General features: G+C 35.7%; 28 protein-coding genes. 3 read left to right on the top strand and 25 right to left on the bottom strand.

Annotated elements, in window-relative coordinates:
* Window positions 1-65 precede the first annotated feature (65 nt).
* The 4 genes from OTK00_RS02675 to OTK00_RS02660 form a co-directional block, all read right to left on the bottom strand.
* Window positions 66-1,280: an ABC transporter permease family protein gene (locus OTK00_RS02675; RefSeq protein WP_045170340.1), complete on the bottom strand. Its 1,215-nt coding sequence runs from the start codon at window positions 1,278-1,280 to the stop codon at window positions 66-68.
* Window positions 1,261-1,884, bottom strand: a complete 624-nt coding sequence (locus tag OTK00_RS02670; RefSeq protein ID WP_045170341.1) for an ABC transporter ATP-binding protein — start codon at window positions 1,882-1,884, stop codon at window positions 1,261-1,263. The genes OTK00_RS02675 and OTK00_RS02670 overlap by 20 nt, the downstream gene beginning before the upstream one ends.
* A gap of 26 nt (window positions 1,885-1,910) precedes the next feature.
* A complete protein-coding gene (locus OTK00_RS02665) occupies window positions 1,911-2,879 on the bottom strand; it encodes a hypothetical protein (RefSeq protein WP_045170342.1) in 969 nt (322 codons plus the stop codon).
* Window positions 2,880-2,998: 119 nt separating this feature from the next.
* Entirely contained in the window at window positions 2,999-3,631 is a 633-nt protein-coding gene (locus OTK00_RS02660; protein WP_052670943.1) for a hypothetical protein, read from the bottom strand.
* A 486-nt stretch (window positions 3,632-4,117) separates the two neighbouring features.
* Here OTK00_RS02660 and OTK00_RS02655 point away from each other — a divergent pair, with 486 nt between their 5' ends.
* On the top strand, window positions 4,118-4,303 hold the full coding sequence (locus tag OTK00_RS02655) for a glycoside hydrolase family 130 protein (protein WP_082054664.1): 186 nt from the start codon (window positions 4,118-4,120) through the stop codon (window positions 4,301-4,303).
* Window positions 4,304-4,808: 505 nt separating this feature from the next.
* Here the strand turns inward: OTK00_RS02655 and OTK00_RS02650 are convergent.
* The 18 genes from OTK00_RS02650 to greA all read right to left on the bottom strand — a co-directional run bounded on the left by OTK00_RS02650 (window position 4,809) and on the right by greA (window position 22,998).
* Entirely contained in the window at window positions 4,809-5,486 is a 678-nt protein-coding gene (locus tag OTK00_RS02650; RefSeq protein ID WP_045170343.1) for a hypothetical protein, read from the bottom strand.
* Window positions 5,479-5,607: a hypothetical protein gene (locus OTK00_RS02645; RefSeq protein ID WP_268760824.1), complete on the bottom strand. Its 129-nt coding sequence runs from the start codon at window positions 5,605-5,607 to the stop codon at window positions 5,479-5,481. Before OTK00_RS02645 ends, OTK00_RS02650 begins: the two co-directional genes overlap by 8 nt.
* A gap of 5 nt (window positions 5,608-5,612) precedes the next feature.
* Window positions 5,613-7,091, bottom strand: a complete 1,479-nt coding sequence (locus OTK00_RS02640) for an IS200/IS605 family accessory protein TnpB-related protein (protein WP_045170344.1) — start codon at window positions 7,089-7,091, stop codon at window positions 5,613-5,615.
* A gap of 120 nt (window positions 7,092-7,211) precedes the next feature.
* Complete coding sequence (locus OTK00_RS02635; RefSeq protein ID WP_045170345.1) at window positions 7,212-7,862, bottom strand: ABC transporter ATP-binding protein; 651 nt, start codon at window positions 7,860-7,862, stop codon at window positions 7,212-7,214.
* A gap of 24 nt (window positions 7,863-7,886) precedes the next feature.
* Complete coding sequence (locus OTK00_RS02630; RefSeq protein WP_045170346.1) at window positions 7,887-8,633, bottom strand: hypothetical protein; 747 nt, start codon at window positions 8,631-8,633, stop codon at window positions 7,887-7,889.
* 32 nt (window positions 8,634-8,665) lie between these two features.
* A complete protein-coding gene (locus tag OTK00_RS02625) occupies window positions 8,666-9,424 on the bottom strand; it encodes a hypothetical protein (protein WP_045170347.1) in 759 nt (252 codons plus the stop codon).
* Complete coding sequence (locus tag OTK00_RS02620; RefSeq protein ID WP_045170348.1) at window positions 9,424-10,257, bottom strand: hypothetical protein; 834 nt, start codon at window positions 10,255-10,257, stop codon at window positions 9,424-9,426. The genes OTK00_RS02625 and OTK00_RS02620 overlap by 1 nt, the downstream gene beginning before the upstream one ends.
* A 744-nt stretch (window positions 10,258-11,001) precedes the next feature.
* Window positions 11,002-12,660: a biosynthetic-type acetolactate synthase large subunit gene (gene ilvB / locus OTK00_RS02615; RefSeq protein WP_045170349.1), complete on the bottom strand. Its 1,659-nt coding sequence runs from the start codon at window positions 12,658-12,660 to the stop codon at window positions 11,002-11,004.
* A 27-nt stretch (window positions 12,661-12,687) separates the two neighbouring features.
* Window positions 12,688-14,346 (bottom strand): dihydroxy-acid dehydratase, encoded by a 1,659-nt coding sequence (gene ilvD / locus OTK00_RS02610; RefSeq protein WP_045170350.1) that lies wholly within the window; start codon window positions 14,344-14,346, stop codon window positions 12,688-12,690.
* 22 nt (window positions 14,347-14,368) lie between these two features.
* Window positions 14,369-15,250, bottom strand: coding sequence for a branched-chain-amino-acid transaminase (gene ilvE, locus OTK00_RS02605; protein WP_045170351.1), 882 nt, complete (start codon window positions 15,248-15,250; stop codon window positions 14,369-14,371).
* Between the two features lie 251 nt (window positions 15,251-15,501).
* Window positions 15,502-15,807, bottom strand: a complete 306-nt coding sequence (locus tag OTK00_RS02600; RefSeq protein ID WP_241765550.1) for a hypothetical protein — start codon at window positions 15,805-15,807, stop codon at window positions 15,502-15,504.
* 92 nt (window positions 15,808-15,899) lie between these two features.
* The gene (locus OTK00_RS02595; RefSeq protein ID WP_045170352.1) at window positions 15,900-17,117 is read right to left on the bottom strand and encodes an RNA-guided endonuclease InsQ/TnpB family protein; all 1,218 of its coding nucleotides are present in this window, start codon (window positions 17,115-17,117) and stop codon (window positions 15,900-15,902) included.
* A 24-nt stretch (window positions 17,118-17,141) separates the two neighbouring features.
* Window positions 17,142-17,600 carry a zinc-binding metallopeptidase family protein gene (locus OTK00_RS02590; protein ID WP_241765551.1) on the bottom strand — a complete coding sequence of 153 codons (459 nt, stop codon included), beginning with the start codon at window positions 17,598-17,600 and terminating at the stop codon, window positions 17,142-17,144.
* Window positions 17,601-17,755: 155 nt separating this feature from the next.
* The gene (locus OTK00_RS02585) at window positions 17,756-18,715 is read right to left on the bottom strand and encodes an acyl-CoA dehydratase activase (protein ID WP_045170353.1); all 960 of its coding nucleotides are present in this window, start codon (window positions 18,713-18,715) and stop codon (window positions 17,756-17,758) included.
* Window positions 18,712-19,863 (bottom strand): 2-hydroxyacyl-CoA dehydratase, encoded by a 1,152-nt coding sequence (locus OTK00_RS02580; protein ID WP_045170354.1) that lies wholly within the window; start codon window positions 19,861-19,863, stop codon window positions 18,712-18,714. The genes OTK00_RS02585 and OTK00_RS02580 overlap by 4 nt, the downstream gene beginning before the upstream one ends.
* 18 nt (window positions 19,864-19,881) lie before the next feature.
* Window positions 19,882-20,883, bottom strand: coding sequence for an acyl-CoA dehydratase activase-related protein (locus OTK00_RS02575; protein WP_045170355.1), 1,002 nt, complete (start codon window positions 20,881-20,883; stop codon window positions 19,882-19,884).
* A 114-nt stretch (window positions 20,884-20,997) separates the two neighbouring features.
* The gene (gene lysS / locus OTK00_RS02570; protein ID WP_045170356.1) at window positions 20,998-22,485 is read right to left on the bottom strand and encodes a lysine--tRNA ligase; all 1,488 of its coding nucleotides are present in this window, start codon (window positions 22,483-22,485) and stop codon (window positions 20,998-21,000) included.
* 24 nt (window positions 22,486-22,509) lie between these two features.
* The gene (greA, locus tag OTK00_RS02565; RefSeq protein ID WP_082054665.1) at window positions 22,510-22,998 is read right to left on the bottom strand and encodes a transcription elongation factor GreA; all 489 of its coding nucleotides are present in this window, start codon (window positions 22,996-22,998) and stop codon (window positions 22,510-22,512) included.
* A 219-nt stretch (window positions 22,999-23,217) separates the two neighbouring features.
* On the opposite strand from greA, the gene OTK00_RS02560 reads away from it, so the two are divergent.
* Both OTK00_RS02560 and OTK00_RS02555 read left to right on the top strand, forming a co-directional pair.
* A complete protein-coding gene (locus tag OTK00_RS02560) occupies window positions 23,218-23,478 on the top strand; it encodes a UPF0175 family protein (protein WP_241765552.1) in 261 nt (86 codons plus the stop codon).
* Window positions 23,471-23,956: a DUF3368 domain-containing protein gene (locus tag OTK00_RS02555; RefSeq protein ID WP_045170358.1), complete on the top strand. Its 486-nt coding sequence runs from the start codon at window positions 23,471-23,473 to the stop codon at window positions 23,954-23,956. The genes OTK00_RS02560 and OTK00_RS02555 overlap by 8 nt, the downstream gene beginning before the upstream one ends.
* 1 nt (window position 23,957) lies before the next feature.
* Here the strand turns inward: OTK00_RS02555 and OTK00_RS02550 are convergent, their stop codons facing one another.
* The 3 genes from OTK00_RS02550 to OTK00_RS02540 form a co-directional block, all read right to left on the bottom strand.
* Entirely contained in the window at window positions 23,958-24,815 is an 858-nt protein-coding gene (locus tag OTK00_RS02550; protein WP_045170360.1) for a cation diffusion facilitator family transporter, read from the bottom strand.
* A gap of 251 nt (window positions 24,816-25,066) precedes the next feature.
* On the bottom strand, window positions 25,067-25,981 hold the full coding sequence (locus OTK00_RS02545) for a hypothetical protein (RefSeq protein WP_045170361.1): 915 nt from the start codon (window positions 25,979-25,981) through the stop codon (window positions 25,067-25,069).
* 17 nt (window positions 25,982-25,998) lie between these two features.
* On the bottom strand, window positions 25,999-26,523 hold the full coding sequence (locus OTK00_RS02540; protein WP_045170362.1) for a helix-turn-helix domain-containing protein: 525 nt from the start codon (window positions 26,521-26,523) through the stop codon (window positions 25,999-26,001).
* Between the last annotated feature and the right edge of the window lie 61 nt (window positions 26,524-26,584).

Genomic DNA, 26,584 nt, shown 5'->3' with positions numbered 1-26,584 from the left:
TTTGTAGAATAAAAACTTTATAAAGAATTTTGAAATTCTATATAATAAAGTTTCTGAGAAAAGTTTTACTTAAACGCCTTTCCTGCATTTATTAATTCAATAGGCGACTTTTTAACAAAATTGCATAAAATAATTCTTCTTACAAAGATATTGATGCTAAATAACAACAATGTAAATATTAACTCTATCAGTAATAATGTAACCAATCTATTTTTGCTCAAGAAAATAATACCAGCAACTCCTATGTAGACAAATGTTAATAACATTACCTTAATAAAAATACGATTAATACTGTAGGAATAAATATCATATATTTCCCTTGTAGAAAAACCATAATGAAATAAAATACCCATGTCTTTCTGTTGCAGACGTAAAAACAAGTAAAAAGCAAACAGTAGATTAAAAATAGAAAATATAAAAACAATAAACACTGTTATAAAATTAGAGAAAATGATACTACTAAACGTTGAACCAAAATTATCGAAGGCTTTTAAAATGTATCTTGTTTGATATCCATATCTTTCTAATATAGACGCAACCTTTTCTACCTTTGTAATATCATACACATAAATATAGATATTACTTACTCCCTGAAATTTACTATCATCACCTAAGGTCTTAGAACTATAATCTGATATATTAAACATCTTTTTTTGAATATTTCTGAACGTTTGCTCATTCACATATAAATCTGTAGCTTGTTGCGGAGTAGGATCAAATATTTTCAAAAAACATTTCTTAGCATCAATTCTTCTTACAAACAAGGATACTTTAAAAATATTTGAACTATGCATATTCCCATTATTAACAGTTATTACAGGAATGTTTAAAGTTTTTATCCCCTCCTTTGAAGTATGCAAAGTATAACCAATCCCATTTTTTTGAAAATCATCATCTAAACCAAGCAAAACTTTTCCATTTTCAGACAATCCATTAATAAAATAAACATAACCAGTTTCGTCTACTGTTCCAAACGGTATCTGATAATGTTTAATAATATCGAATTTAATGTTTTTTAAGTTATTTCTAAGTAGTTCCTTTATTTCTTTTTCATCTGCTAATACTAACCCTCTAAATTTATTGTCGTATTTTTTTAAAGTAACTTGTATAACATGAGTATTTTTATTCTCCAAAAATTGCTCGCTAAATTTAAAATATTGATCAGTACCTTCTAAAATAATGGTTACAAGAAGAAATATAGAAAATATAAATATTACAATGGAAATCCTTAAATACAGCGAGGTTTTTCTATTAATTAGTTTATAAACTTCTTTTATCATTGAGTATTAATCTCCCTTCTTCAAGTTTCAAACTTATTGTTTCAATTTTAAAGTTTAATTCTTTATGACTCACAATTATTATAATTTTGTCTTTACTAATTTTTTCAAGTATTCTTATAACAGCATTCTCACTTTCTTCGTCTAAAGCTGAAAATATCTCATCAAGTAAAAAAACATGTGGTTGAGAGAGCAAAAGCTGTGCAAACTGCAAGCGTTTCTTTTCACCACCAGATAGAAAAGATACTTTTTTATCTTTTAATTTTTGTAAATTCAAAATTCTAAAAATCTCTTCCTTCTGACATTTGTACCAATTTAAATTTATATTCTTTGATGCTAAGTATTTTAAGTAAAAATTCTCTTCAACAGTTAAATTTGTTAACAAAAGATCTTCTTGATATACATAACCTATACTTTGTTCATCATCTATTATGATTGTACCTGAATCTGGTTTAATATAGCCTGCAATAATATTCAGAAGGGTTGATTTTCCGCTACCATTTTTCCCATTAATTATGTATACAGATCCTTTTTCAAAAGTGTAACATACATTGTCCAATATTGTTTTTTCACCGTATCTCTTAAATACATTAATTAATTGTATCATTTGTAACTTTATCCTCCTACGCTTTTCTAAAACTTTTCTATATATCCATCTCCATATACGACTACTTGATCTTCTTCAAAATTTACAGCTACAACATTTGTAAATGTTTTTTTAACAATTCTTGATTTGACATCAATTAAATCTGCCGCAATTCTTGCAAATGAATCGGTGTAAAATACTAAAATATTGTTATTCCCAGTGTAAATAACATCAAATGCTTGCTTAAAATAAATCTTTTCTGTAGGTTTTGAAAAACAAAAGAATTCCTTATCATTCCATATATACAACTTATTATTAATATTATATAATCCTAACAGTCTCTCAAACTTTCCTATTAACTGTGGCTTATTTTTTACACCAGTAATATCTAACCTGTAAATTTTATACTGTTCTTTTCCAAAATCGTAAGAAGTATAATACAAAAACCTCCCTATAATAGCACCATGACAAATTGCCCCTTTAGTATATTGATACTCTATTAATCTCCTGTTTTTATAGTCCCATTTAGAAATAATTCTATATCTCTCATTTATTTTATGACCCGGTGCAGGTTTATAATAACCAACTATAAAAAAGGTATTTTTACCATCTGTTGCCAACGGAAATATAGCTTGCCACCTTTGATCTTTTAATCTGTAAATTTCTTTAATTTTTTCACCGTCACATTCAACAATTGAAAATCCATTTGTATAACTATCACCTACTGTGTAATAATCACTTTTAACATTAAATGAATAACCAAAATAATTCCCACCCGTCAATTCTTTTATCTCTTTTTTAATATTTAAATCATAAACCACAAACCTCTGGTTCCAATGTTTAAACAAAACCTTACAATTTCTGGGTGGTGTATATTGTGGCAATATAGTTTCTCTCCCAAAGGATTCAATATTACCGCCTTTAGATTTTACATAATCCGTGCGATAAAAAGAACAACCATTCAGCATTACAAAAATAAATACTAATGTAACTATTTTTAAATTTTTAAATTTCAAATGATATACCTCCTAACTAAGCTATATCTTTTGATAATTATGAAAGGGGCCAGTGCACGATAAAAAAGCACCAGCCCTTGATAACAATTTACAAACTTCATTGAAAGTGAATATACTTTTTAAATACTTGCTGTAATCATAAAAGTTTGTGAATACCCCTGCACTTTAACATAAGCAGTATTATACGTACACACAGAGTCATCCCGGTAATCTATTTTCGGACCTATTGAAAAATTTGAACGATACCACGAAATTTTTGCTCCATTATCATTTGTCCAGGAAAATTTTCTTGTTGATACAGTTTGCCATGATGATGAAGCCCCAGCAGAAAAGCTTTCAATCCATGACTTATCATTCACTGTTATTGACATTGAAATTGAGGCACTGTTTCTCAATGAGGCTGTACACCACCATTCTGTTTTTATCATAAGAACTTTTTTATTACCTTCATAAACCGCAGATACCTGATAATCCCAGTTCAAAGTATTCCCGGGACCTTCCGCAAAAGTTGATCTCCACACGTTAGAGGTTAGAGTACCGCCACCATTTGGAATTGTTAATGATTTAGACCATGAAACTAAAGGAATCACAATACCTTTCTGAACATTTGTTTCGTTAAAATACACTGATAACGAAACTTCTTCTGGTGCAGCAAAACAAACGTTACTTAATAAGCAAGTAAAAACTAATAAACAAACAAAAACTCTAAACACAAATACCTTGTTATTGGCAAAATGTCTGTATTTGCTCATTTTAATCCCTCTTAATTTAATAGCATCTTAATATTCAAACCTCTTTGCGCACAATAGAGGTTTTTACCATATCAGACAAATAGATAGATAATATTGCATACTATTATTTCAACTTACTAAATATTTTGATATTTTTCATATTTCATTTTACTTTGTTGTTATTAAATACTTAAAATAATTTCTCTGTAATTTTCTTCTTGGAATTTCTATACAAATTTTATCTTATACATTTTCACTCTGTCAAACCCGTTTTTTTTTAGCTTATTTCAGCTAAATTTTGAGTTTAAAATATATTTTTCTTTAAATAACTTAAAATTTCTTTGATTTTCTTAAGTTTACAATAAAAAAGTTAATTTACTTTGCTTAAAAGTAATTATAGAGTTTTGACAATTTGTTGTAAAATTAAATGCAACAACTTAAAAACATTGAAAATTTCAAGTGTACAGACTAATTTATTTGTGAGGATATTTTACACGATGAAAGTTTATATCAGAAAGCATACATGAGAGAATCGGTGATGTGAACAATGTTGTGTTCACCTGCGGTGCAATTGTTGAAGACAATACAATCTATCTTTACTATGGTGCAGCAGATTCATGCATTGCTCTGGCATTTGCTGAAATTGACCAGATTCTGTCTATACTGATTGAGGGAGATCTGCAGGCAAAATAAAAGGGGGCTCTTCAAAATTTTTGAATTTATAAACCTCTTTTGTCTTTATTTTTCAATCTTATTTCTAATGTTGCTTTTTAACCTTGCCTTTTGAATTTGTGTAATAACATTGCAATTAAACACATTACATACAAAACAAACATACATACTGCAATAATATTAAAAGCATGTTTATTTTATGTTAAACAAATCTAATATCCCCAAAATTAAAAAGAGTAGAAACACCGGTATATAATATTCTATTAAATCTTCGTTTAGTTTTCTATCCTTGATATATTTCCACACTATAACAATCAGTATCACAAATGCGGTGAAAAACCATGCACCATTATTTATTTTAATTATTTATTTTAATCATTATTTATTACATTCCTTTCCAAATAAATTTATTTGCCTTAGGCTTTCCACCCAACAACAGTTCCATGAGAAAAATATTTATATATCCCAAAACCCATAAAAACCTATAAATTTAAGATATTTTTGTGCCTTTATCAATTATTTGAGCCTAACTTTTAGAGATCCAGTTCAACACTTTCTTTTTTAGCCGATAGTATTCATCCAGCTCGCCTTTGTTATAAACAAAAACTTCAAAATCTTTAACCTGACCGTATCTGATATTATTTTCAGGATTGATTATTTTTGTAATATATGAGCCATTTATTTCAAATTTATCAATAGCACAATTATGAGCAAAAATATAAATCTCCTTGCCTCTATAATACGGATTATATCCAACAAAAGTTGTATATTTCCATTTTTTTAAAAAAAGAACATATCGATGACCCGGTTTCATAAGATTATAGCCATAGTATGCAAAAAAATTATTATATTTACCCAGGTTAAAATAGCTTGGCTCAAATATGTAAACCTTTGAACCTGTTACTCGCCCTTTGTAAGCTCTCTCAACATTAAAAGCTGTCAGAACTGCACTTTTTACATAAATTCTATCACCCAGTGCCCTGCCACTTACAATAACATCAGAATCTTTAATAATCTCTTCCAACGAAACCTTTTTGATATCGCAATCCTTAAAACTGCCACCACTTAAAAAAAGGCATCTGTCCTTTATTTTTTCGCTTATAGTCTGTGAATTAACATACAAAAAGGTTCTTTTTACCAAAAACCCTGCAGTCACATCCAGGACTAAAATAATAAAAATAACCACAAGCCACTTCTTATTCATCTTTGTTTCCTTCCTGGTCAACCAAACTGTGCAAAATTGCACAGTATTGGTGGCTGGGGTATTTGCAATCCGCCATCTCAAGACTTTCCCAGCCCCAGCAGGCGGTTTTTGGGAAAGCCATAGCCCCTACCCCAAGAAGTAGGAACTTGCGCCGATTTTCGGTCCCCCCACTTGCCCTGAAACTAATACCGATTTCAGGACAGACATGTCTCGCAACACCCTGTCAGGGGAGAGTGGCGTCACCACCGCTACCCTGAGAACTCGCCAGAGATTGTAGCCTTCACTACAGCTACCCGCACTTGTTCCATCCAGAGGTGCAAATAGCCTCCCTGACTCACTCCCAGGGCTTTGTATCTTACGCATTACATATTCAATTTCTTTTATCTGTTTCCTTCTCAAGTGTATATTCTTAACTTCTTTGCTTACATACTCTTTTAGCTCTTCTAAACTACTTACATCAAGACTATTTAAAAGCTTCATGTAGTTTGCAGGTATCCTCTCTTTTTTCCCAAGTCCCCTTCTTGCTATCACATATGCGCTTGCAACATCTTTGCTTATCATAAACTGCGGTGCAAACTTCAGCATCCCTATCACCGATGTGTACGCAGGATTTACTTCTATAACCTCTATCCCTTCTCGTTTTGCTAAAATCTTAACTTTGTCTAAAAGCGACCTGTAGCTGAAAAAGTGTCTTATCCGTCTTGATTTTCTGAAAGAAAAATCTCCTCTTCTTCCTTTGTCTTTTATATCAAGCCTCTCTATAACAATTGCCTTTCTTTTCTCTTTTGCTATCTTTACAATCTCATGTGCATACTGCCACCTGTAATACTCTCTTTTGTTAGATTTCCCACTTTCAAGCTCTGGCATTGGAATCTTGCCATGGCTTATAAACTGTCCGTTTCTGTCCACCTCTACCCATGCCATGTGATTTGGATATGCGTTTGTATCTATCCCTATAGCACCATTTTCTCTGGTTATTTCTGTTACTGGAAAGAGTTCTTCTACTGAAAAGTAAGCATATATTTTCCCATTCTTGAGTTTTAGCTCTACTGAATAAGGCACTTCAAGAATAGCAATCTCCTGTAAAATTTCTTTTCTGTTTTTGTCTTTTTTAAAACCGGCTGACAATCTGGCAAATACATACTTTCTATCTCCTATATTTATCCTCAAAAATGTGCCTCTTTCATTTACCACAATCCTTGTGTTCAAGTTCCCTTTCTTGCTCCTGTCTCCTCTTGAGTATAAATTCCCTTTTCTTTTTTCCTGCCATTCAATTTTTAGTTTTTTATAAGGCTTGCCGTTTATATGTCGCTTTTTGAGCTTTTCAAAAAGCTCTCTGCCGCCAAAGATAGCTTTCCTCGGGTCTTCCCCTCTTTGCTTGCAGGACTCTAAAACACCCTTTGCTTTCATTATTGCATCATCTACATACCTTGAGTTCAAATTGAAAATCCTCTGCAAATCTTTTTTGAGGCTATTTCTATCAAAGCCTTCTAAAAGCCTTTTGTATGCAAATCTCATGCAGGATGACCATCTTCTCATAAGCTCCAGTACCTTTTGCCTGTCTTCATAACTTTCAAAAATAAGCTTGGCCTGAACTGTTACCACGTTTTTTTACACCTCTTATTAAGGCTCTTCTGCTGGCAGCATATATATTACCAACCTTTTGCACACAGAATAATTTTTAATGCTACCCAGTCAAAATTATACCTTTTTGCATTGTAATTCTCAACTGTTGCACACTTCCGAAAAGTAGACTTTCCCTGAATCAACTTTAAATTTATAATCACACAGCAAATTTATATCTTCTTTTATATGACTTGCCAGTAATATTGTTGCTCCCCTTGTTCTTTCCTCTATCAAAATTTGTCTTACAAGTTTAACACCGTCTTCATCAAGAGAATTTGTGGGCTCATCAAGAACAATCAATTTGGGCTTTTCCATTATAGCCTGTGCAATTTTCAATCTTTGTTTCATGCCAAGCGAATATTTCCTATATGGTCTTTTATCTTCTGGATCAAGCCCTACTCTTTTTATTGCATTTTTGATCTCGTCATCAGTAATTATATTTTTGATAGAAGCCAGCAGCTTGAGATTTTGAAAGCCAGTTAAGCTATCCCACAGGTCAACATTTTCTATAATTACCCCTACACTCTCAGGAAAAGAAATATCTCTCCCTATCCTCTTACCAAAAACAACAATCTCTCCGGATGTTGGTTTTATCAAACCGCATATGGCTCTAAATAGCATAGTTTTACCCGAACCATTCCTGCCATAAAATCCATAAATCTTTCCTTCGTCAAGTTCAAGATTAACATTATCCAGGATAGCTTTTCCTTTGATTATCTTTGTTAAATTTCTTACTTCTATTGCTTTCATAACTCAAAATCACCTCATTTATTTTCAATCTCTTTCTAATATTTCGATATTCTTAACCACTCTCATTCCCATTACCACCACAATTGAAAGATAAATAGCAAGTATAAAAATTGACCACCATATGCTAAAACCATTTATGTTATCTATTTCATAATTTTTGGTGACACTCACGATAAATCTATCACTGTGCCAGCTCAGAACATCCTGCAAAGCAGGACTGAACTTTATTAAAAAATAATTGAAATCATTAAAAGATACAAAATAGGGAACAATAGATATTACCCAGACCATTACAGTAATCAGAAATGATATTCTTGAGTTTACATACAGCGATAATAAATTTGCAGCTATAACAAATAGCATTACAGACATAAAATATAGCAGAGCCATTGTCGCACAACACAAAAGACCATTTATGAAAGATTCAGCCCCAAATCTATTTGCCATGGCAAACAGTATTGCAGTTATTTCAAATGCAACTGCAAAAGATAAAATATGCAAAGATATGAAAGAAAGTTTATTAAAATACCATGATAGCCTGCTGTCTTTTCTTGTAAAAATGTAAACAGCGCTTCTTTCAAAATCCTGTGAAAAAACATTTCCCAAAGCAGCAATAAGATATAATCTTGGTAAAGCATAGATTAAAAGAGGCATAAATGAATTTGCTTTATCCGGAAAAGGTAAATAACCCAAACTCAAGATTACAAAAATTTCAGTTGAAGTATTCTTATAAAATCTTAAAACCATCAGCCAGTATAAAGCAATCAGCAATGAGATAACAAAGGAAGAAGCAATGCAATTTATCAGTTTTCTGATTTTTTATCACCTCTGCAAACATCAATTTTTTTGAGTGTATTTATCATAATAATGTTCAGAACGCCAAAAAGCAACAGGAAATAGCCAAGGTATATTACAAACAAAAAAATTTGCCTTTCTGTCGATAGGCTATAGCTCATAAAAAAATTTATTAACATACCTGCGGTAATACCAGAGAAATTCCTTGTCTTGAAAACGTACATAAAAATGAAATCTATAAAAGGCACCAATACACCAATTACATATGCAGCAATAGTTTTTTTAATAATGGTTGATACAGCAAGGTATACTGTTCCATATATAACCAACAAAAGAAAAGCAATAATAAGACTCTCTACAATAAAAACAAATTCCTTATAGCTTAAAACTTTTAAATACTTTGAACTTAATATAATAACTACTATTAAAGGTACAGTGTATATCAAAAGAAAATAGATTAAGGTTTCTTCTAAAAAAATTTTTATTTTTCCCTTCCACCAATCTTCAACATAAGAATATTTCAGAATAATCAGGTAATTATTTGTATACCCCTGCGAACTTATTAAAAGAAGAAATAAAGGAACATAAAAAAACGTAATCACGTTTGCTCTAAACATTTGAAGTAAAATTAAATCAATTGTGCATGTTTTATTTACGCTCAAAATTTCAAACATAGAGAGCGCAAGGATAAATTCTACCAGCAAAGTTGTAAAATAAGCTGCAAATTTTCTCGCCAGGTTTAAATTTGAAAATTTTCTCAATTCCATTACACGTCATCCTTACTATATTCTAATTTGATAATAAAAAGACTTACAAATATCAGTACAAGCATAAAGATTAAAAAATACAGATAATTTGTGATTTCAAATGAAAATGAAAAAATATGTAAATAATCAATTATTGAAAAAGTAGTTGACGAACTTATTAATTTTCCAACAACATTTTCAATTAAACAGAATAAAAATACTAAAATTACCACCAAATATCTGTTCATTTTTTTCAAGAATGATATAGAATATGAAAGCAAAGCAATTATGCCAGCAAACATGCTATTTAAAAGCATATAAAATAAATTATGCAAATAAGGATTCAATGAATGCAATTTGGGAAGCTGTACCGTGCTCAAAAACTGGTAAGCATTATATGTTGGATGGTTAAATACATTTTCCGATGGAGAATAAACAGGCAATAAACAAAGACACAGTATCTGATTAATAAACAATGGTACAAAAACCACAATAAAACCAGAGAAAAAGACAGCTATTCCCTTACAAAAAAGATAGAGTCTTCTGTCACATCGTGTGACAATAAAATTTATAACTCCTGTCTTCTTATCTTCCAAATAAGAATCTGAATATGGTATGGCTGCAAACAACGGAAGCAAGAAAAAAACAAATACCTGTCCCCATTGTCCACCAACCTTATTGTACAGTATCCACATCTGATATGCAGATGGTAGTTCAAAAAAAGGTGCGTTGATTAACTTTACTGAATGATAGACAAAATCCACACTTATGTAAAAAAAGGCAATTACCATTACAATAAAAAATTCCTTTCTACTTAATAACCTCTTAAATTCATACTTTAATACATTAGTCAAATTGCAATCACTCCCAAATAATTGATAATTTTGGGTTATAGCAATAAATGCTATAACCCCAAAAATTGATTTTGTTAAACTTAGCGCAAATCATACCAGCCACTTGCTTGAACAGACACAACATCTACAAGGTATTATTTCTGTTATTCATTTTTCTTAACACATTTATTTTATCTCATGTAATTATTAAGTACAATTTCTATAGCAAAACATTATATGATATAACCTTATTTAATACATTACTTTATATTTCTTTCATCTCACTTGATATTTGATATGTTTCATTATATACTCTATTTTTATACCACTGCATAATTAAATTATTTTTTCTGTAAATTTATCCTTGGAATTTATATGCAAATTTTATCTTATATATCTTTCACTGTCAAACCCGTTTTTTTTTTTTTTAGCTTATCCTCAGCTAAATTTTGAGCTCAGAATATATTTTTCTTTAAATAGCTCAAAATTTCTCCAATTTTCTTGAATTTATTATAAAGTTGACTTGCTTGCCTATTTCTAAGAACAAAGCACTTAATCATTGAACTCAATTACACCAGTAATTCTCCTATAACTTTTTTCCACAAAAAAATATGCTCCCTATTTTGTATAAATAAACAGCTTTATTACTCTTTATGCTGTACCAAATAGGGAGCATAATTCTTTATAGCTTTGAATATTGTTGATATTGATTAATAAATTCCAAAATAGTTTATTTGATTAAAACTTTTGCTAAAATATACATTTTTAATCAATAATCTCATCAATTGGAGCGCCGGGTGGGACAATTGGCAGTGCCTTTTCGTCTTTATCAATTACAAAGTCAATCACAGTTGGTCTTCCAGACTCAAGTGCTTTTAAAATAGCCCTGTCAACCTCATCCGGTGATGTAACCCTTATACCAAGTGCACCATATGCATCGGCAAGCTTTACAAAATCAGGCGGTCTGTCAAGGGTTGTCTGAGAAAACCTCTTGCCATAGAAAAGGTCCTGCCACTGTCTTACCATTCCCAGAACGCTATTATTTAGCAGTGCAACTATCACAGGAATGTTGTAGTGAACAGCTGTTGCAAGTTCACCGCAGTTCATTCTAAAGCTTCCATCCCCTGCAATATCAATTACCACTTTGTCAGGTCTTGCTATCTTTGCACCAATTGCCGCGCCAAAACCATAGCCCATTGTGCCAAGACCACCAGATGAGATAAACTGTCTTGGTCTTTGATATTTGTAGAATTGTGCTGCCCAGATCTGGTTCTGCCCAACCTCTGTTGTGATTATTGCATCATGATTGGTGAGTTCCGAAATTCTCTCAACAACGTACTGCGGATGAAGCTTACCATCTTTTGGATAGCTCAAAGGATAGTTTTTCTTCCATTCATATATCATATCTATCCACTCAGTATTTGTCTTTTTCTCAATATTATCAATCAAAATCTTCAAAATCTGCTTTACATCCCCAATCAGAGCAATATCTGAGCTCACATTTTTATCAATTTCAGCCGGGTCAATATCAATATGGATAATCCTGGCATTCGGTGCAAACCTGTCAACTTTGCTTATTACCCTGTCTGAAAATCTTGCTCCAACTGCAATCAAAAGGTCACAGTGTGAAACTGCATAGTTGGAAGCACGGCTTCCATGCATTCCAACAAGCCCTGTATAGTTTGGATGAGTTGATGGGAATCCACCAACACCCATCAAAGTTGTTGCAACAGGCGCATTTAACCTTTCTGCAAATTGAATGAGCTCTTCTGAAGCCTCTGACGAAATAACCCCGCCGCCCGAGCAAATAAAGGGCCTTTCACTTGAATTTATAAGCTCAATTGCCTTTTCTATATCTTGTTGTGTTGCAAAAACCTTTTTCTTAATCTTCTTTGGCTCTTTTTTTTCATATTCAGCATATGCTGCTGTTACGTCCTTGCAAACATCAATTAAAACAGGTCCCGGTCTTCCACTCTGTGCAATCTCAAATGCACGTCTTATAGTGTCGGCCAAAACATTTACATCCTTTACAATAAAATTGTGCTTTGTAATTGGCATGGTAATACCTGTTATATCAACTTCCTGGAATGAGTCTTTGCCAAGAAGGTTTGTGGGCACCTGACCTGTTATCGCAACAACCGGTACTGAGTCCATATAGGCTGTTGCAATACCTGTGACGATATTTGTAGCACCGGGTCCTGAGGTTGTAAACACAACCCCCACCCTGCCAGACGCTCTTGCATACCCGTCTGCTGCATGGGAGGCGTGCTGTTCGTGTGATGTCAAATAATGCTTTATCTCATCCTGATGCTTATAGAGTGCATCGTATATGTTCAGCGCAGCACCGCCCGGATATCCAAATACCTCTTTTACTCCCTGCTCTTTTAAACACTCAACGATAATCTCGGCACCTGTTAACTTCAAAATACCACAACCCCCAACACAAGATTTTTATTCAAGTATAGCACCGGTTGACGCTGACCTTACAAGCTTTGAGTATCTGTAAAGATACCCCTTTTTCACTTTTGGCTCAAACGGTGGAAGGCTTTCAAGCCTTCTTTTTATTTCCTCTTCAGGAACTTCCAGGGTAAGTGTTTTATTCTCTATATCAATTGAGATGATATCTCCATCCTGCACAGCAGCAATCGGACCTCTCTCTGCTGCCTCCGGTGATACATGCCCAAAACATGCACCTCTTGTTGCACCTGAAAACCTTCCATCGGTGATGAGTGCAACATCTTCAATAAGTCCAACCCCTGCCAGAGCCGATGTTGGTGAGAGCATCTCTCTCATACCGGGTCCACCTTTTGGTCCTTCGTATCTTATGACAATAACATCACCTTTTTGAATCTTTCCTTTCAGGATTGCCTCAAACACCTCTTCACCGCTTTCAAACACACGTGCAGGTCCTCTGTGCTTCATCAGCTTAGGTGGCACCGCACTTTTTTTCACAACAGCACCATCGGGCGCAAGGTTGCCCCTCACAATCACAAGCCCACCTGTGTGTGAGTATGGATTGTCCACAGGTCTTATTACATTGTAATCTTTAACCCTTGCATCTTTTATATTCTCTCCCACAGTTTTACCTGTAACTGTCAAAAGATTTAAATGAATCAACCCTTTTTTGGAAAGCTCGTTCATAACAGCCTGAACGCCACCTGCAAAGTAAAGGTCCTCGATATGGTAATGCCCTGCAGGTGAGAGTTTGCAAAGGTTTGGTGTTCTGTCACTGATGTGGTTTATAATATCAAGGTCAAGCTTTATCCCAAGCTCATTTGCAATAGCCGGAAGGTGCAAAATGGTGTTTGTTGAGCCACCAAGCGCCATGTCAACTGCCAGAGCGTTTTCAAATGCCTCAACTGTCAGAATATCAGATGGTTTTATGTCTTTTTCAACAAGCTCAACTATCTTCATACCAGCCATTTTGGCAAGTCGAATTCGCGCTGCCATAACCGCTGGAATCGTACCATTTCCGGGAAGTGCAAGTCCAAGCACCTCGCTGAGGCAGTTCATTGTGTTTGCTGTAAACATCCCGGAACATGAGCCACAGCCCGGGCATGCATTTTCCTCAAGTGCATACAGCTCTTCTTCGGAAATCTTTCCGGCAGAGTATGCCCCAACACCCTCAAATACAGAGTTGAGGTCGCATACTTTATCATCAACCCGTCCTGCCAGCATAGGTCCACCGCTTATGAATATGCTCGGGATGTTCACTCTTGCAGCTGCCATAAGCATACCCGGTACAATCTTGTCGCAGTTTGGAATCAAAACCATACCGTCAAACTGATGTGCCATTGCCATTGCTTCAATTGAGTCTGCAATGAGCTCTCTTGTGATAAGAGAATACTTCATGCCAATATGCCCCATTGCAATGCCGTCACAAACACCTATGACGTTAAACTCCACAGGTGTTGCACCTGCAAGCCTAATTCCCGCCTTTACTGCCTCTGCAATCCTGTCAAGGTGAATATGCCCCGGTACTATCTCGTTCCATGAGTTCACAACAGCAATCAGAGGTCTTCTGAGCTCTTCATCCGTGTACCCCATCGCTTTGAAAAGTGAGCGCTGGGGAGCTTTTTCAAAACCTTTTTTTACAATATCACTTCGCATTTTTTCACATCTCCCTCAAAACTTAATCATATATATCAACACCGTCAACAAGTGTAAGTTTTTTGAACTCTTCCATAAGCTTCTTCGTGATTGGTCCAACCTCGCCACTTCCTATTTTTCTACCATCAACCTCTGTCACCGCTATAACTTCTGCAGCCGTTCCTGTGAAGAAACACTCATCAGCATTGTAAAGGTTGTAGAGCGTAAACACCTTTTCATACACCGGGATACCAAGGTCTTTTGCAAGTTTCATAACCGTCCTTCTTGTAATTCCATCAAGAGCACCAAGGTAAACAGGCGGTGTAATAAGCTCTCCATCTTTCACAATAAAGATGTTATCACCTGTGCACTCTGTCACATAGCCATCCTGGGTGAGCATTATAGCCTCCGGCACACCAGCCCTGTTTGCTTCAATCTTTGCCAGGATGTTGTTTAAATAGTTTAAAGATTTTATCTGCGGGTCCAAACACTGAGGATTATTTCGCCTTGTTGAGGCAGTTATAACCTTCATGCCCTTTTCATACATCTCCTGGGGATACAGAACAATTGAGTCAGCAATTATAACAATGGTTGGCTTTGGGCATTTGGTTGGTGAAAGACCCAGATCACCAACACCGCGTGATACCACAAGCCTTATATATCCATCCTTAATGTTATTCAACCTGCAGGTTTTCTTTAAAGCTTCCACCATCTCTTCTTTCGATATAGGTATTTCCATATAGATTGCCTTTGCTGCTTGATACAGTCTGTCCACGTGCTCCTTGCACTTGAAAATCTTCCCATTGTAGACTCTTATCCCTTCAAACACTCCATCACCGTACAAAAAGCCATGGTCAAAAACCGATATCTTTGCCTCTGATTTTTTGTAAAACTCCCCATCAATGTATATAAGTTTTTCCTCCATTGAAACATTTCCCCCTGTTTGTATATTGATTTTTTTACTGAAATCCAGAGATGATTAATTATTTATTGTATAATATTTGAAAACTTATGTCGACATGTTTTTTGTACCATCATGGATTTTTTTAACGATTTTTTCTCTTAAAGAGAAGCGAAACAGTGTAAGCTCAAAGTACATTTTAATACATTATACCCAATGAAAATTAAAAACACAATACAAAAAAGTCCCGTTACCCGGGACCTTAAAAGACTATTTTAGTGCACACATTCCAAAATTCTGCACATCCAATCATACGTTCTGACAACCTCATCCAGCACCGCATACTCGGATGGAGTGTGAGGATTGTAATAACCTACAGAAAGACAGAAACTGCTTATCCCAAACCTATCGGCAATGTATCTTATATCGGCAATATGAGGACTTTTCTCTCTCTTTGCCGGAATCCCCAGGCTTTTTCCCATTTCAACTACTTTGTCAATGCATTCATTCTTAAAACATATATCTTTTCCACCGTAGCTGCAGACAACATCGCCAAAGCCACGCCTGTCAAGTCCAATCACAAGATTTACACCTTTGAAAAACTCGGGATGATCATCAGTGAACTACCATCCACCTAAAAAGGTGAAGGCTTCATGAGAAGTTTGGCAGCATTTTAAGCTACCCTTATTCTCACAGGGTGGTTCACACACCCACTACTGATTATCTGCTTTATCGCAGACTCACCAGCTACCTTTAAAAGTATGTTTATCGCCCCATTTATATCCGCATTCACCACATTCCCACATTCCTTGCATACATACAAGCCCCTGTGCTTTCTGTTACTCCTGTCAACCACCCCACATCTGCTGCACCTCTGTGAGGTGTAACTTTCTTCTACCTCCACATACTCTATTCCATACAACCTGCACTTTGCTTCTAATTTTCTCTTAAACTTCTTGTATGGTATTCCAACAAAGCTCTGATTGTTCACCTTCCCCAGCTCTATACCCTTCTTTATCTCTTTCATCCTGCCCACAACAACTACTCCTATTTTATTTTCCAGACAGTGCTTAACTACAAAGTTCACAGCCTGATTTAAAAAGTTCTCAACTATATGCTGTCTTTTAAGAGAAATTTGAGCAAGTTTTGAGCCATATTTGATTCCCTGTTTGGAGTATACACTTTGCAGTCTTGCTTTTTCCTTGTTGTACCATCGGTTGACTGATTTTAAAAACCTGCCTTCTATCAAAAAGGCAGTCCCAATGGCACTAACCACCGCTGCAAAGTTGTTTAACCCCAGGTCTATTGCCAATATTCTGTTTTTGTCAAGTTCATAATCATGCTCCTTTTCCTCATACACATACTCAATCTCAAACCATTTACCATGGTATCTCGGGATTACCCTGACTTCTTTAATCTTTTTGCCTGCAATGTTTTTTGGCAAATCAAAATATAAGTATTTTACCCCAAACTCCTTTGAAAAGTTTCTACCAAGACTCAGTCTCACTTTTCTGTCTTCTATTTTGAACTGGTCTTTTGGGAAAACTATCTGATACATCCCATCCTTGGGTAAGTATCTTGGCATTAAAACTTTCTCTTTTATCTTTCCTTCCTTTTTGGCTTTCAAAAGGTTCAAAAAAGATTTAAAAGCTTCATCCACCGAAATAAGTGTCTGCTGAGCAACCTGTGATGGCAAAAGTCTGTAGTTTTTGTTCTCTTTCACAAGATGGTATACGCTTTCATATCGCAGGTGTTCATGGGTTTGAAAGTAGTGCTGTCTTATATGATACAGAGCAAAGTTGTACAGGTTTTTAGAAAAGTGACAGAGCTTTCGCAAAAGTTTGTATGTTTTCTTATCACATCTTATATGATTTTTCTGTGTTTTGTACACTTGACATCACCCAGAAACATTTTATCACACTTTTATCAATTCATCTCCATCTTGTAGAAAATGGAGTCTTCTTGCTATACTTCTGATAAAAAATCTCACTCCTCTGTGCTCATCTTCGCAGGAAGTTGTGAAGAGAAATTTGAAACTAAAGTCTGTGAATCTCAAAAGAGCCAGAATTATTGCGATCCCGCACCTGTCATCAGCACCTACTGGACGTGTACCGTTTCCTTTTATTCTGCCGGTTTTTTCATCGTACACCACTTCCATCATCCAATTTTTGTTCATCTGTTCACTGCCGAAAGAGTCAAGATGTGCATTCAAAAGCACTCTGGGATTTTTCCCTCTCTCTCCAAAAAGGTTGTTCAGACCATCATCATCGTAAAAGACATGCATACTACTCAGTTCATTTTCCACAAATTCTTTGAGCTCATCTTCTTTCCCCGGGTATGACTCTATAGCGCACATCTTCAAAAGAAGTGACATTATATAATCCCTTACCCCTCGGACATAACACAGGACCTTCTTTATAAGTTTTCTTTACTTTTATTATATCACTTTCCTGATGATAATATATAACTAAATTTTGTGAACTTAAAATGAAAAAACCATGGGATACTGCCCATGGTTTTTTGAATATTCTATAAGGAATTTGTCCACTTACCGCATCTGTCGCCCCACATTGCAATGACCTTTCCTTCCATTGCAACCCTTACAACCTCGCACCTGTTGGAACATCCTTTGCACTCAAAAGATGATGTTGTAAATTCGATGTCTGCAGCATCAAATCCTCTGAAGTTTGTCTTTACTTTATTCTTTTCAATGTAGTCCTTTGCCAGTATTGCACTGCCTATTGCACCCATAACGTTAAAATGCTCAGGGACGATAATCTCACTTTTCAGCTCCCTTTCAAATGCAGCCTTTATACCCCTATTTGCCGCAACCCCGCCCTGGAAAACATAAGGCGGCTCTAAGTTTTTACCCCTTCCTACGTTGTTCAGGTAATTTCTAACAAGCGCATCACACAGCCCTCTTATTATCTCCGCCTTTGAAAAACCAAACTGCTGCTTTGCAATCATATCCGACTCTGCAAATACAGTGCACCTTCCCGCAATCCTGACAGAATTTTTCGCCGACAGCGCCAGGTCCCCAAACTGCTCAATTGGAATTTTGAGCCTTTCTGCCTGATGGTCCAAAAAAGACCCTGTCCCGGCAGCACACACAGTGTTCATTGCAAAGTCCACAACCATCTGGTCCTTGATAATTATTATCTTCGAATCCTGTCCGCCTATTTCAAAGATTGTTCTGACATCCGGCACAAAGTGGATTGTTGCTGTTGCGTGTGCTGTTATCTCATTTTTGATTACATCTGCACCAAGGATGGCACCGGCAAGCTGCCTTCCAGAGCCGGTTGTGCCAACCCCCAGAACTTCCACATCGCCAAGGCTTTCTTTAAGCTGACGGATTCCCTCTTTCACAGAGTCGATCGGCTGCCCATTTGTCCTTATATATGTCTTAAAAAGAACATTGACATCTCTATCAATGGCAACAACATTCGTAGAAACAGACCCAACATCAACACCTATGTAGATACTCTTCATACCATGACAACCCTTTCTTCCTCAGCATGTTGTTGAAGCTCATCCACAAAGACTTCTTTGGTCTTTCCCTTTTTTCTGTGCCTCAAAAGGTCAATGAAGGCTTCTATTCTTGTTAACATATTTGCCTTTCCTGTTTGCTCATCAATAGGCAAAGATAAAATTGGGATATCAAGTTCTTTTGAAATTTTTGGTATAAGACTCTGTGTCACAAGCTCCGGCAGACATGCAAATGGCATAAGATGGACTATCCCGTCAAATCCTCTTTCTTTAAAGTCCACAATGTGCCCAACAGTTTCCACAGCATGTCCACCTATCAGAATCTTTATATACCTCTGCCCTTTTTTAATTATCTCTTTAAACCTCCTGGGGCGCAATACCCATGGAACCAGATTGTCATTTATCCATTCAAAAAGATAAAGGCTTCTTTCAACCTCAACACCAAGATTGCCCAGAATTTCTTCTATACCAAAATTAATTGAACTTTCCATAACAACGTAAATTTCACCAACAATCCCTACTCTAATCCTGTCTTTTTCATCAACCTCTTTTGTTGGAATACTCAGAAGCATCTTTTTGCATTCTTCATACACTTCATAAAGTTCTTTTCGTGTTTTTATTTTATCAAACTTTTCCTGGATTTCATTCCAGACCTGTGTTGTCTGCCCCTTGTTGATTTCATAAGGTCTTATCTTTTGCACCATCTTTTCAAGCTCATCTAACTTCTGCACAAATCTGTATAATGTATACATTCTATTTATAATCTTATGCCATGGAAGACCGTTTCGGACTTTCTGGACATTTTGCCAGAACGCCTTCCAGTTATCCTGCGGTGCGTCGAATATAATAAGTTCAACATCATCATAGCCAAGTGACTTTAATATATTTCTGTGGGTATCACCATAAAAACCTGCTCTGCACGGGCCATGCCCACCGGATGTGACAAGCACTTTTGCCCCTCTTTCAATAGCCTCCAAATATGTGCCCATCACCATCTTGAGAGGAATGCAGGCAAACTCGGGTGAATACTTTACTCCAAGGTCCATTGTTTTTTGGGTTGGCTTTGGCGGCATTATAACCTCGTGCTCCAAAAACTCGAAAAGCTTTTTATATACTATTGCTGACCCCATATACGGAAAAGAAACCTTCATTTTTAATTGCCCTCCGCATTAAACTTCATGCAACACACTTGCCCATTTTTTTCTCTTTAGCATATCCACAAATGCCTCAAGCCTTGTCAGCATATGTCCTTCGCCTGTGTGCTCATCAACTCTCAAAGTTGTAAAAGGCTTTCCGGCAATATCACTTTCATACTGCAAAAACCTTCCCACAATCGCATCAGGTCCACATCCAAATGCTGTGACATGAATCACACCGTCAACCTCCGGGTCTTTGAGATAGAAAAGACCTGCTCCCAGGATTCTATTTGAAAACGTCCAGAACAGGTTTTTTCTGTAGTGTTTCAGGTTTGCATATGCCACATCTGTTGGCACCATCTCAAAGGTTTTTATATTGACATTCATTGCTTCAAGCTTTTTTATCACATCCATGCTTATAAAAGAGTCATAGACATCATAAACATACCCCAGAACAGCTACAGTCACTTCTCCATCCTTTTTCACTCTTTTCAAATCCTCTTCCCAACGTCCAAACCTGTAGCTCTCAAGCGCCTTATCACAGCTAAGACCGCTGTGAAGCAAATTCTTAAACCTCAAAAATACTTCTTCAGCTTTCTTTAAAGCAAATCTCAGCTCTCTGTGAGAAAAACCAAAGACTTCTGTCAGAACATTGTATATCCTTGGTGAACTAATATTTTCATTGTCCTTTTCATATATTATGGGAGAGATTACTCTTTTGCTGCTTCCCTCAACAGTCCCTTCAATTATATCAGGAAGCCCCATAAATTTGGGACAAAAGTATTCCGGCTTTTTTATCCGCGCAAACCTTGGAACAAAAACATAATCTGCCTTTTCAAGCCCTTCTATGACATGCCCGGTAAAAATCTTAATCGGTGCGCAGATATCCGAAACAGCCGCCTTGGAACCTTTGTCAAGTATATCTTTATTTGTTATTCCGGTATCAACAACTTCAAAGCCGAGCTCTTTAAATAACGTGTCCCAAAGAGGAAAATAATAATAGTACAAAAGTGCATGGGGGATTGCTATCTTCATGCGCCATAACTCCTTTTTTCACCTTTTAAATATCCTATTTTATTATAGCACAACTCAAAAATAGTGTCTAAAAAAAGGGCAGTTTTTGCAAAATGAACTGCCCTTTTTTCTTTTTTAGTCTTTTGGTCGCATGGTGGGGAAAAGCAAAACATCTCTTATTGAGTAAGAATCGGTAAGCAGCATAACAAGCCTATCAATCCCAATACCAAGCCCACCTGTGGGTGGCATTCCATACTCTAACGCCTCTATGAAGTCCTCATCCATCATGTGAGCTTCCTGGTTACCTCTTTGCCTCTCTTTTAACTGCTCCAAAAATCTCTCTCTCTGGTCAAACGGGTCGTTCAGCTCTGAAAAAGCATTCGCCATTTCCCTGCATGTTATGAAAAGTTCAAACCTCTCTGTAAACTGTGGATTGTCTCTTTTGCGTTTTGCAAGCGGTGATACCTCAACAGGATAGTCCATGATAAATGTTGGCTGAACCAAAAAGTCCTCAACCTTCTGTTCAAAAACCTCATTTATAATATGACCTATTTGCCAGCTGTCCTCAACTTCAATGCCAAGGTCTTTTGCAATCTTTCTTGCCTCATCCAATGACAGAACCTGCGAAAAGTCAACTCCAACATATTTCTTTATTGCCTCAATCATTGTAAGCCTCTGCCATGGGGGTGTGAGGTCAATCTCCTGCCCCTGATATGTTATTTTCAGTGTCCCCAAAACCTCTTTAGCAACAGTTGTTATCAATTCTTCGGTCAAATTCATCATATCTTTGTAATCAGCATATGCCTGGTAAATCTCAATTGTTGTAAATTCTGGATTGTGCTTTATTGATATACCCTCGTTTCTAAAAACCCTTCCAAGTTCATATACCCTGTCAAATCCGCCAACAATTAGCCTCTTGAGGTGCAGCTCTGTTGCTATTCTAAGGTAAAGGTCCATGTCAAGTGCATTGTGGTGAGTGATAAATGGTCTTGCAGCAGCACCGCCTGCTATCGGGCTTAAAACCGGCGTTTCTACCTCTAAAAAACCCCTCTCATCCAGATATTTCCTGATCGAGCGGATAATCAAACTTCTTTTTATAAAAGTGTCCCTTACCTGGGGATTTACAATTAAATCAAGATATCTTTTCCTGTACCTTGTGTCAACATCTTTAAGACCATGCCATTTTTCTGGAAGGGGCCTCAAGCACTTTGTTAGCATCTCAATCTCTTTTGCCTTGATTGAAATCTCACCTTTATGAGTCTTGAAGACCTCACCCTTGACACCTATAATATCACCAATATCATAAAATTCTTTGAATTCCTGATATTTATCCTCACCAACTTCATCAATTTTGATATAAACCTGAATTTTCCCTTTTGAATCCAATATATCCACAAACGAAGCCTTGCCATGACCCCTTTTTGACAGCATCCTTCCCGCAACAGATACAAACTTGCCTTCAAACTGGTCAAAATTCTCTTTAATCTCTGTTGAATAGTGAGCTATATCATATTTTACCTTTTCATATGGATTGTATCTATTCTGCTGAAGTTCTCTTAGCTTTTTTATCCTGTTCTGTATCTGTTCGTTTAACTCCTCCTGAGTAAATTCGAACTCACTCATGCCTCTTCACCAACTCCATCTTTTTTATTTTGATATTTCAAGTATCCTATATCTGAACTTTCCAGCGGGAACAGTAACTTCCACAATATCACCAACCTTTTTGCCCATCAGCGCTCTGCCAACAGGCGACTCATCGGAGATTTTGAACTCAAAAGGATTTGCCTCTTTTGAACCTACAATAGAATATTCTACCACTTCGCCTGTATCCACATTCTGAATTTTCACATTTGTACCAATTCCCACATAATCGGTTGAAACCTCATCTTTGTCAATTATCTTTGCATTGTTTATGAGCTTTTCTAAGTATGCAATTCTCTCTTCCAAAGCTGCCTGCTCTGCTTTGGCTTCGTCGTATTCAGAATTTTCTGAAAGGTCACCGAATGAACGAGCAATCTTTATCTTTTCAGCAACCTCTTTTCTTTTAACAGTTTTAAGAATTTCAAGTTCCTTCAAGTATTTTTCATAGGCTTCACGCGAAAGTTGAAACTTTGCTGTATCCATTTCTCTTGCCATTTTTTCCTCCCCTTTTTCTATAGACAAAATTTAATTTTTGTTTTTAAGATTAATTTTAGTTTGCTCTCATATAATTTATGCCTGAACATTTTAACTTTTGACAATTATAAATCAAAGCACTTTCTATGTCAAGAAAGAAAAATTGTGATTGTTGCAGAAATTATCTATCAATAATGCTATAATATAAATAAAACTCGTTAGAAAAAGGAAGGTGCATAAATGATGCATAAAAATATTAATATAGAACTCCCTTTTGAAATATTCTTAGCTTTGCGGGAAGATGAAAACAAATTATCTGCTGAAATAAAGAAGTTAATTGCTGCAAAGTATTATAAAGAAAAAAAATTATCAATTGGTCAGGCAGCCGAACTTGCAAATCTCAGTGAGGGAGAATTCATAAAATATTTAGCTGAGCAAGGAATTTCAATATTTCATTTTGACCACCCAAACGAAATAGAAGAGGATGTTCAAAATGCGTAAAGTAATTGTTAATTCAACTCCAATAATTGCATTTAACTCTATTAACAAACTGTCTTTGTTAAAATCTCTTTATGAAAAAGTTTATATTCCATATGCTGTATACGAAGAAGTTGCATTAAGCAGTCCTGAAGATAAAAGAGTAAATGTGGAAAAGTATGAATTTATTGTCATAGAAAAAATTAAAAATGAAGAAGCTAAAAAATTTTTTTCGACTTCATTGCATAAGGGCGAAGTAGAGGTAATAATCTTAGCAAAAGAAATAGGTGCCGAACTTTGCATTATTGATGATTATCTTGCCAGAAAATATGCAAACTTATTTGGTTTAAAAGTAACAGGTACTATTGGTATTCTAATTAAAGCTAAAGAAAAAGGGCTAATTCAAAATGTTAAACCATTTCTTGATGAATTAATAAAAAATAAAATCTATATTGGCAAAGATTTGTATGACCAAATTTTAGAAATTGTTGAAGAAAAATAAATCACTCTTCATTTTCTGGCTCTATGTGGATTGTTATATAGGAGTTGGGCAGGGCATTTTTAATCTCGTCTTCAATCATATTGCAAAGATTATGTGCATCAATCAGGGTTGTGGAGTTTTCCATTCGGATATGGACATCAATCTCTCTTCTGTCACCGCTCTTTCTTGTTCTGAGCTTGTGATAACTTGTCACCTGGGAGTATCTTTTTATGATATCCTCTATCAGCTTTATCTCATCCTGAGGAAGACTCCTGTCAACAAGGTCGCACAAAGCCTTCCGGGTAAGTTCCACAGAAGCCTTTATTATCATCAAGGCAACAATTATGGCTATTACAGGGTCCAGGATGTATATATGCGTAAACTTAATCAAAACAAGACCCAGAAACACTCCAAATGAAGTAAACACATCAGTAAAAAGATGCATCGCGTCAGCTTCCAAAGCAACAGAATCGGTCTTTTTGGCAATCCTAAACAGCTTTGAAGATATAAAAAGATTTACAATAGCTGAAATTAACATAACTGCAAGTCCGGCTTCAATGCTCTCAACTTCTCCTTTGTTTATTATCTTTTTTATTGCTTCATAAATTATCAGGATGGCAGCCAAAAATATTAAAATAGCTTCAAATGCACCAGAGACATTTTCAAACTTGCCATGTCCAAAAGGATGGTCGCTGTCTGCCGGCTTTTTTGCCTGTTTAATTGAAAAATACGCTATAACACTTGCTAAAAGATCAATTCCTGAATGAATGGCCTCTGAGATAACCGAAACCGAACCCATGATCACACCGGCTGTAACTTTGAGCAAAATCAAAGCGGTATTAGAAAAAACCGATAAAAGCGCTGCTTTTTGCTTATCCATAGGATTTCATACAAACTCCTTTCTGTTAAGGCTTGGAAAAGAGATTCTTTGAAAATATAAAAAAATCCTGCGAAGACTCATGTTTTGACAAAAACATGGGTCCCGCAGGATTTTTGACTCCTGCTGCCTGATTGCACTCAGGCCCGAAAAGAGCAAATTTCTTTTGCTCTTTTCTGACCACCACTTTTTTATTAACTTATTTTGAACTCTATTTTAACATCAAAAAAATCTTTTGTAAATATACTCTTTCATCAATAGAATATTTCTACTCTTGGCTTAAAATCAATCTCTTTTATAAGTTCTTCTATCTCCTGCTCACTCATTTCTTCCAGTCGTTTGCCAGTCAGAGCCACCAGTATCGCTTCAACAACATTTGTGCCAAACGACCTTCCATCAAACTCAGGGGTTGTTGTAACAAGCATTTTTAGCTTTCTTGCTTTTAAATCTTCAACATCCTCTTTTGTAATGGTATTAGTAATTATTATCTTATTTTCCAGATTATCTGGCATATATTTTTGAATATACTTATAATCGCCCGCTATAATATCAGCAATTTTATAGTACTTCCAGTATTTTTGCAGCTTTTTGGGATTTTCTTCTTTCCTATCATCATTGGGATAAAGCATCTCAAATGGAAGTTTTATGATAAATGGAACAAGCAATGCAGCAAGGTAGTAAAAAGTCTTAAGACTTTTTATCATAAAAGGAATGCCAAGTGCAAAAAGCGCATCACCAAGAAGCAATTTGCAACCTGCTTCATAGAGTCCTTCTGCAAGCTTGTATCTGTCAAGTGCACATACAACAAGAGCGGTCCTGTCCTTAAAATCTATTACATTGTTCTTTTGAAGATATTTTATCACCCATTTTTCAAAGGTATTTTTTACACCTGTGCCATCAACAAGTGGTGTTTTTTGTGCAGCATTTTTTATAGGAAGAGCTTTTTTTATAACATAGTTTTTCCCGCCACCATAAAGTACAATGTCAATTCCGCCCATTCCAAATGCATCAACTTTTCCATCTAAGCTTTTTATAATCTCTATTGCCTTTTCTATACTGCCGTCTGTTCCTATTCTCTCTATCTCAAAATCAATTCCCTTGATTCTGGCATAAACCTTATGATTCCTTTTACTCGAACCAATGCTCACACTCACAACCCTTTTTACCAAAAGCCCTCGCCTCTTTTCTACTGAGTGATTGTATCCAAAATATTTTTAAGAGCCTCTATATCCACCTCAACATCGTGTTTTAGCGGAGATTTTCCAAGCGGAATTGTAATTACCTCGCAATCCAAAAACGCCTTGAACCAGTTGAGTCTGAAATCTGAACCCATTGCAATTACAATGTCAAAGTTTTTAAAGTTGTTTATATACTCTCCCATAATGTTAAGAAGCTGTGCTGCAGAAAGGGAGTTTATAAAGTTATTCCTCTCCTCTTCTGTCATCAAAAGATAGTAGCTAATTCCATAGCTTTGCAAAACCTCTTCAACCTCTTTTTTATTCTTTACAGGAAAACCTATTGCTGCTATGTTTTTTCCTTTTCTGACCTCACCCAGTCCTTCAAGCTTTGAAATAAAAGACCTGTCAACCTTCAGCTTTTCAGCAACCTCTATCTGCGAAAAGCCTTTCTGACGCAAATCAAGAATCTTTCTAACCTCATCAATTATCTTCTGAAGGCTAATAACCTTATCGCCCACCCTGTAAAAATCCATATCCCATCACACTCAAAACCTGCAACAATTCTTCTGCTTGTTCTTCTTCTATGATACCACA

The sequence above is a fragment of the Caldicellulosiruptor morganii genome (genome assembly GCF_026810225.1).
In the GTDB taxonomy this organism is placed as follows: Bacteria; Bacillota; Thermoanaerobacteria; order Caldicellulosiruptorales; family Caldicellulosiruptoraceae; genus Caldicellulosiruptor; species Caldicellulosiruptor morganii.
This window is presented reverse-complemented; position numbering and strand designations above follow the sequence as displayed.

Coding starts and splice junctions, on each gene's coding strand:
- OTK00_RS02660 (WP_052670943.1), bottom strand. CDS start 3,631: ATGAGCAAATACAGACATTTTGCCAATAACAAGGTATTTGTGTTTAGA.
- OTK00_RS02670 (WP_045170341.1), bottom strand. CDS start 1,884: ATGATACAATTAATTAATGTATTTAAGAGATACGGTGAAAAAACAATA.
- OTK00_RS02650 (WP_045170343.1), bottom strand. CDS start 5,486: ATGAATAAGAAGTGGCTTGTGGTTATTTTTATTATTTTAGTCCTGGAT.
- lysS (WP_045170356.1), bottom strand. CDS start 22,485: ATGAGTGAGTTCGAATTTACTCAGGAGGAGTTAAACGAACAGATACAG.
- OTK00_RS02625 (WP_045170347.1), bottom strand. CDS start 9,424: ATGGAATTGAGAAAATTTTCAAATTTAAACCTGGCGAGAAAATTTGCA.
- OTK00_RS02540 (WP_045170362.1), bottom strand. CDS start 26,523: ATGGATTTTTACAGGGTGGGCGATAAGGTTATTAGCCTTCAGAAGATA.
- OTK00_RS02645 (WP_268760824.1), bottom strand. CDS start 5,607: ATGGCTTTCCCAAAAACCGCCTGCTGGGGCTGGGAAAGTCTTGAGATG.
- OTK00_RS02555 (WP_045170358.1), top strand. CDS start 23,471: ATGCGTAAAGTAATTGTTAATTCAACTCCAATAATTGCATTTAACTCT.
- OTK00_RS02560 (WP_241765552.1), top strand. CDS start 23,218: ATGATGCATAAAAATATTAATATAGAACTCCCTTTTGAAATATTCTTA.
- greA (WP_082054665.1), bottom strand. CDS start 22,998: ATGGCAAGAGAAATGGATACAGCAAAGTTTCAACTTTCGCGTGAAGCC.
- OTK00_RS02585 (WP_045170353.1), bottom strand. CDS start 18,715: ATGAAGAGTATCTACATAGGTGTTGATGTTGGGTCTGTTTCTACGAAT.
- ilvD (WP_045170350.1), bottom strand. CDS start 14,346: ATGCGAAGTGATATTGTAAAAAAAGGTTTTGAAAAAGCTCCCCAGCGC.
- OTK00_RS02550 (WP_045170360.1), bottom strand. CDS start 24,815: ATGGATAAGCAAAAAGCAGCGCTTTTATCGGTTTTTTCTAATACCGCT.
- OTK00_RS02590 (WP_241765551.1), bottom strand. CDS start 17,600: ATGTCACTTCTTTTGAAGATGTGCGCTATAGAGTCATACCCGGGGAAA.
- OTK00_RS02675 (WP_045170340.1), bottom strand. CDS start 1,280: ATGATAAAAGAAGTTTATAAACTAATTAATAGAAAAACCTCGCTGTAT.
- ilvE (WP_045170351.1), bottom strand. CDS start 15,250: ATGGAGGAAAAACTTATATACATTGATGGGGAGTTTTACAAAAAATCA.
- OTK00_RS02575 (WP_045170355.1), bottom strand. CDS start 20,883: ATGAAGATAGCAATCCCCCATGCACTTTTGTACTATTATTATTTTCCT.
- OTK00_RS02580 (WP_045170354.1), bottom strand. CDS start 19,863: ATGAAGGTTTCTTTTCCGTATATGGGGTCAGCAATAGTATATAAAAAG.
- OTK00_RS02635 (WP_045170345.1), bottom strand. CDS start 7,862: ATGAAAGCAATAGAAGTAAGAAATTTAACAAAGATAATCAAAGGAAAA.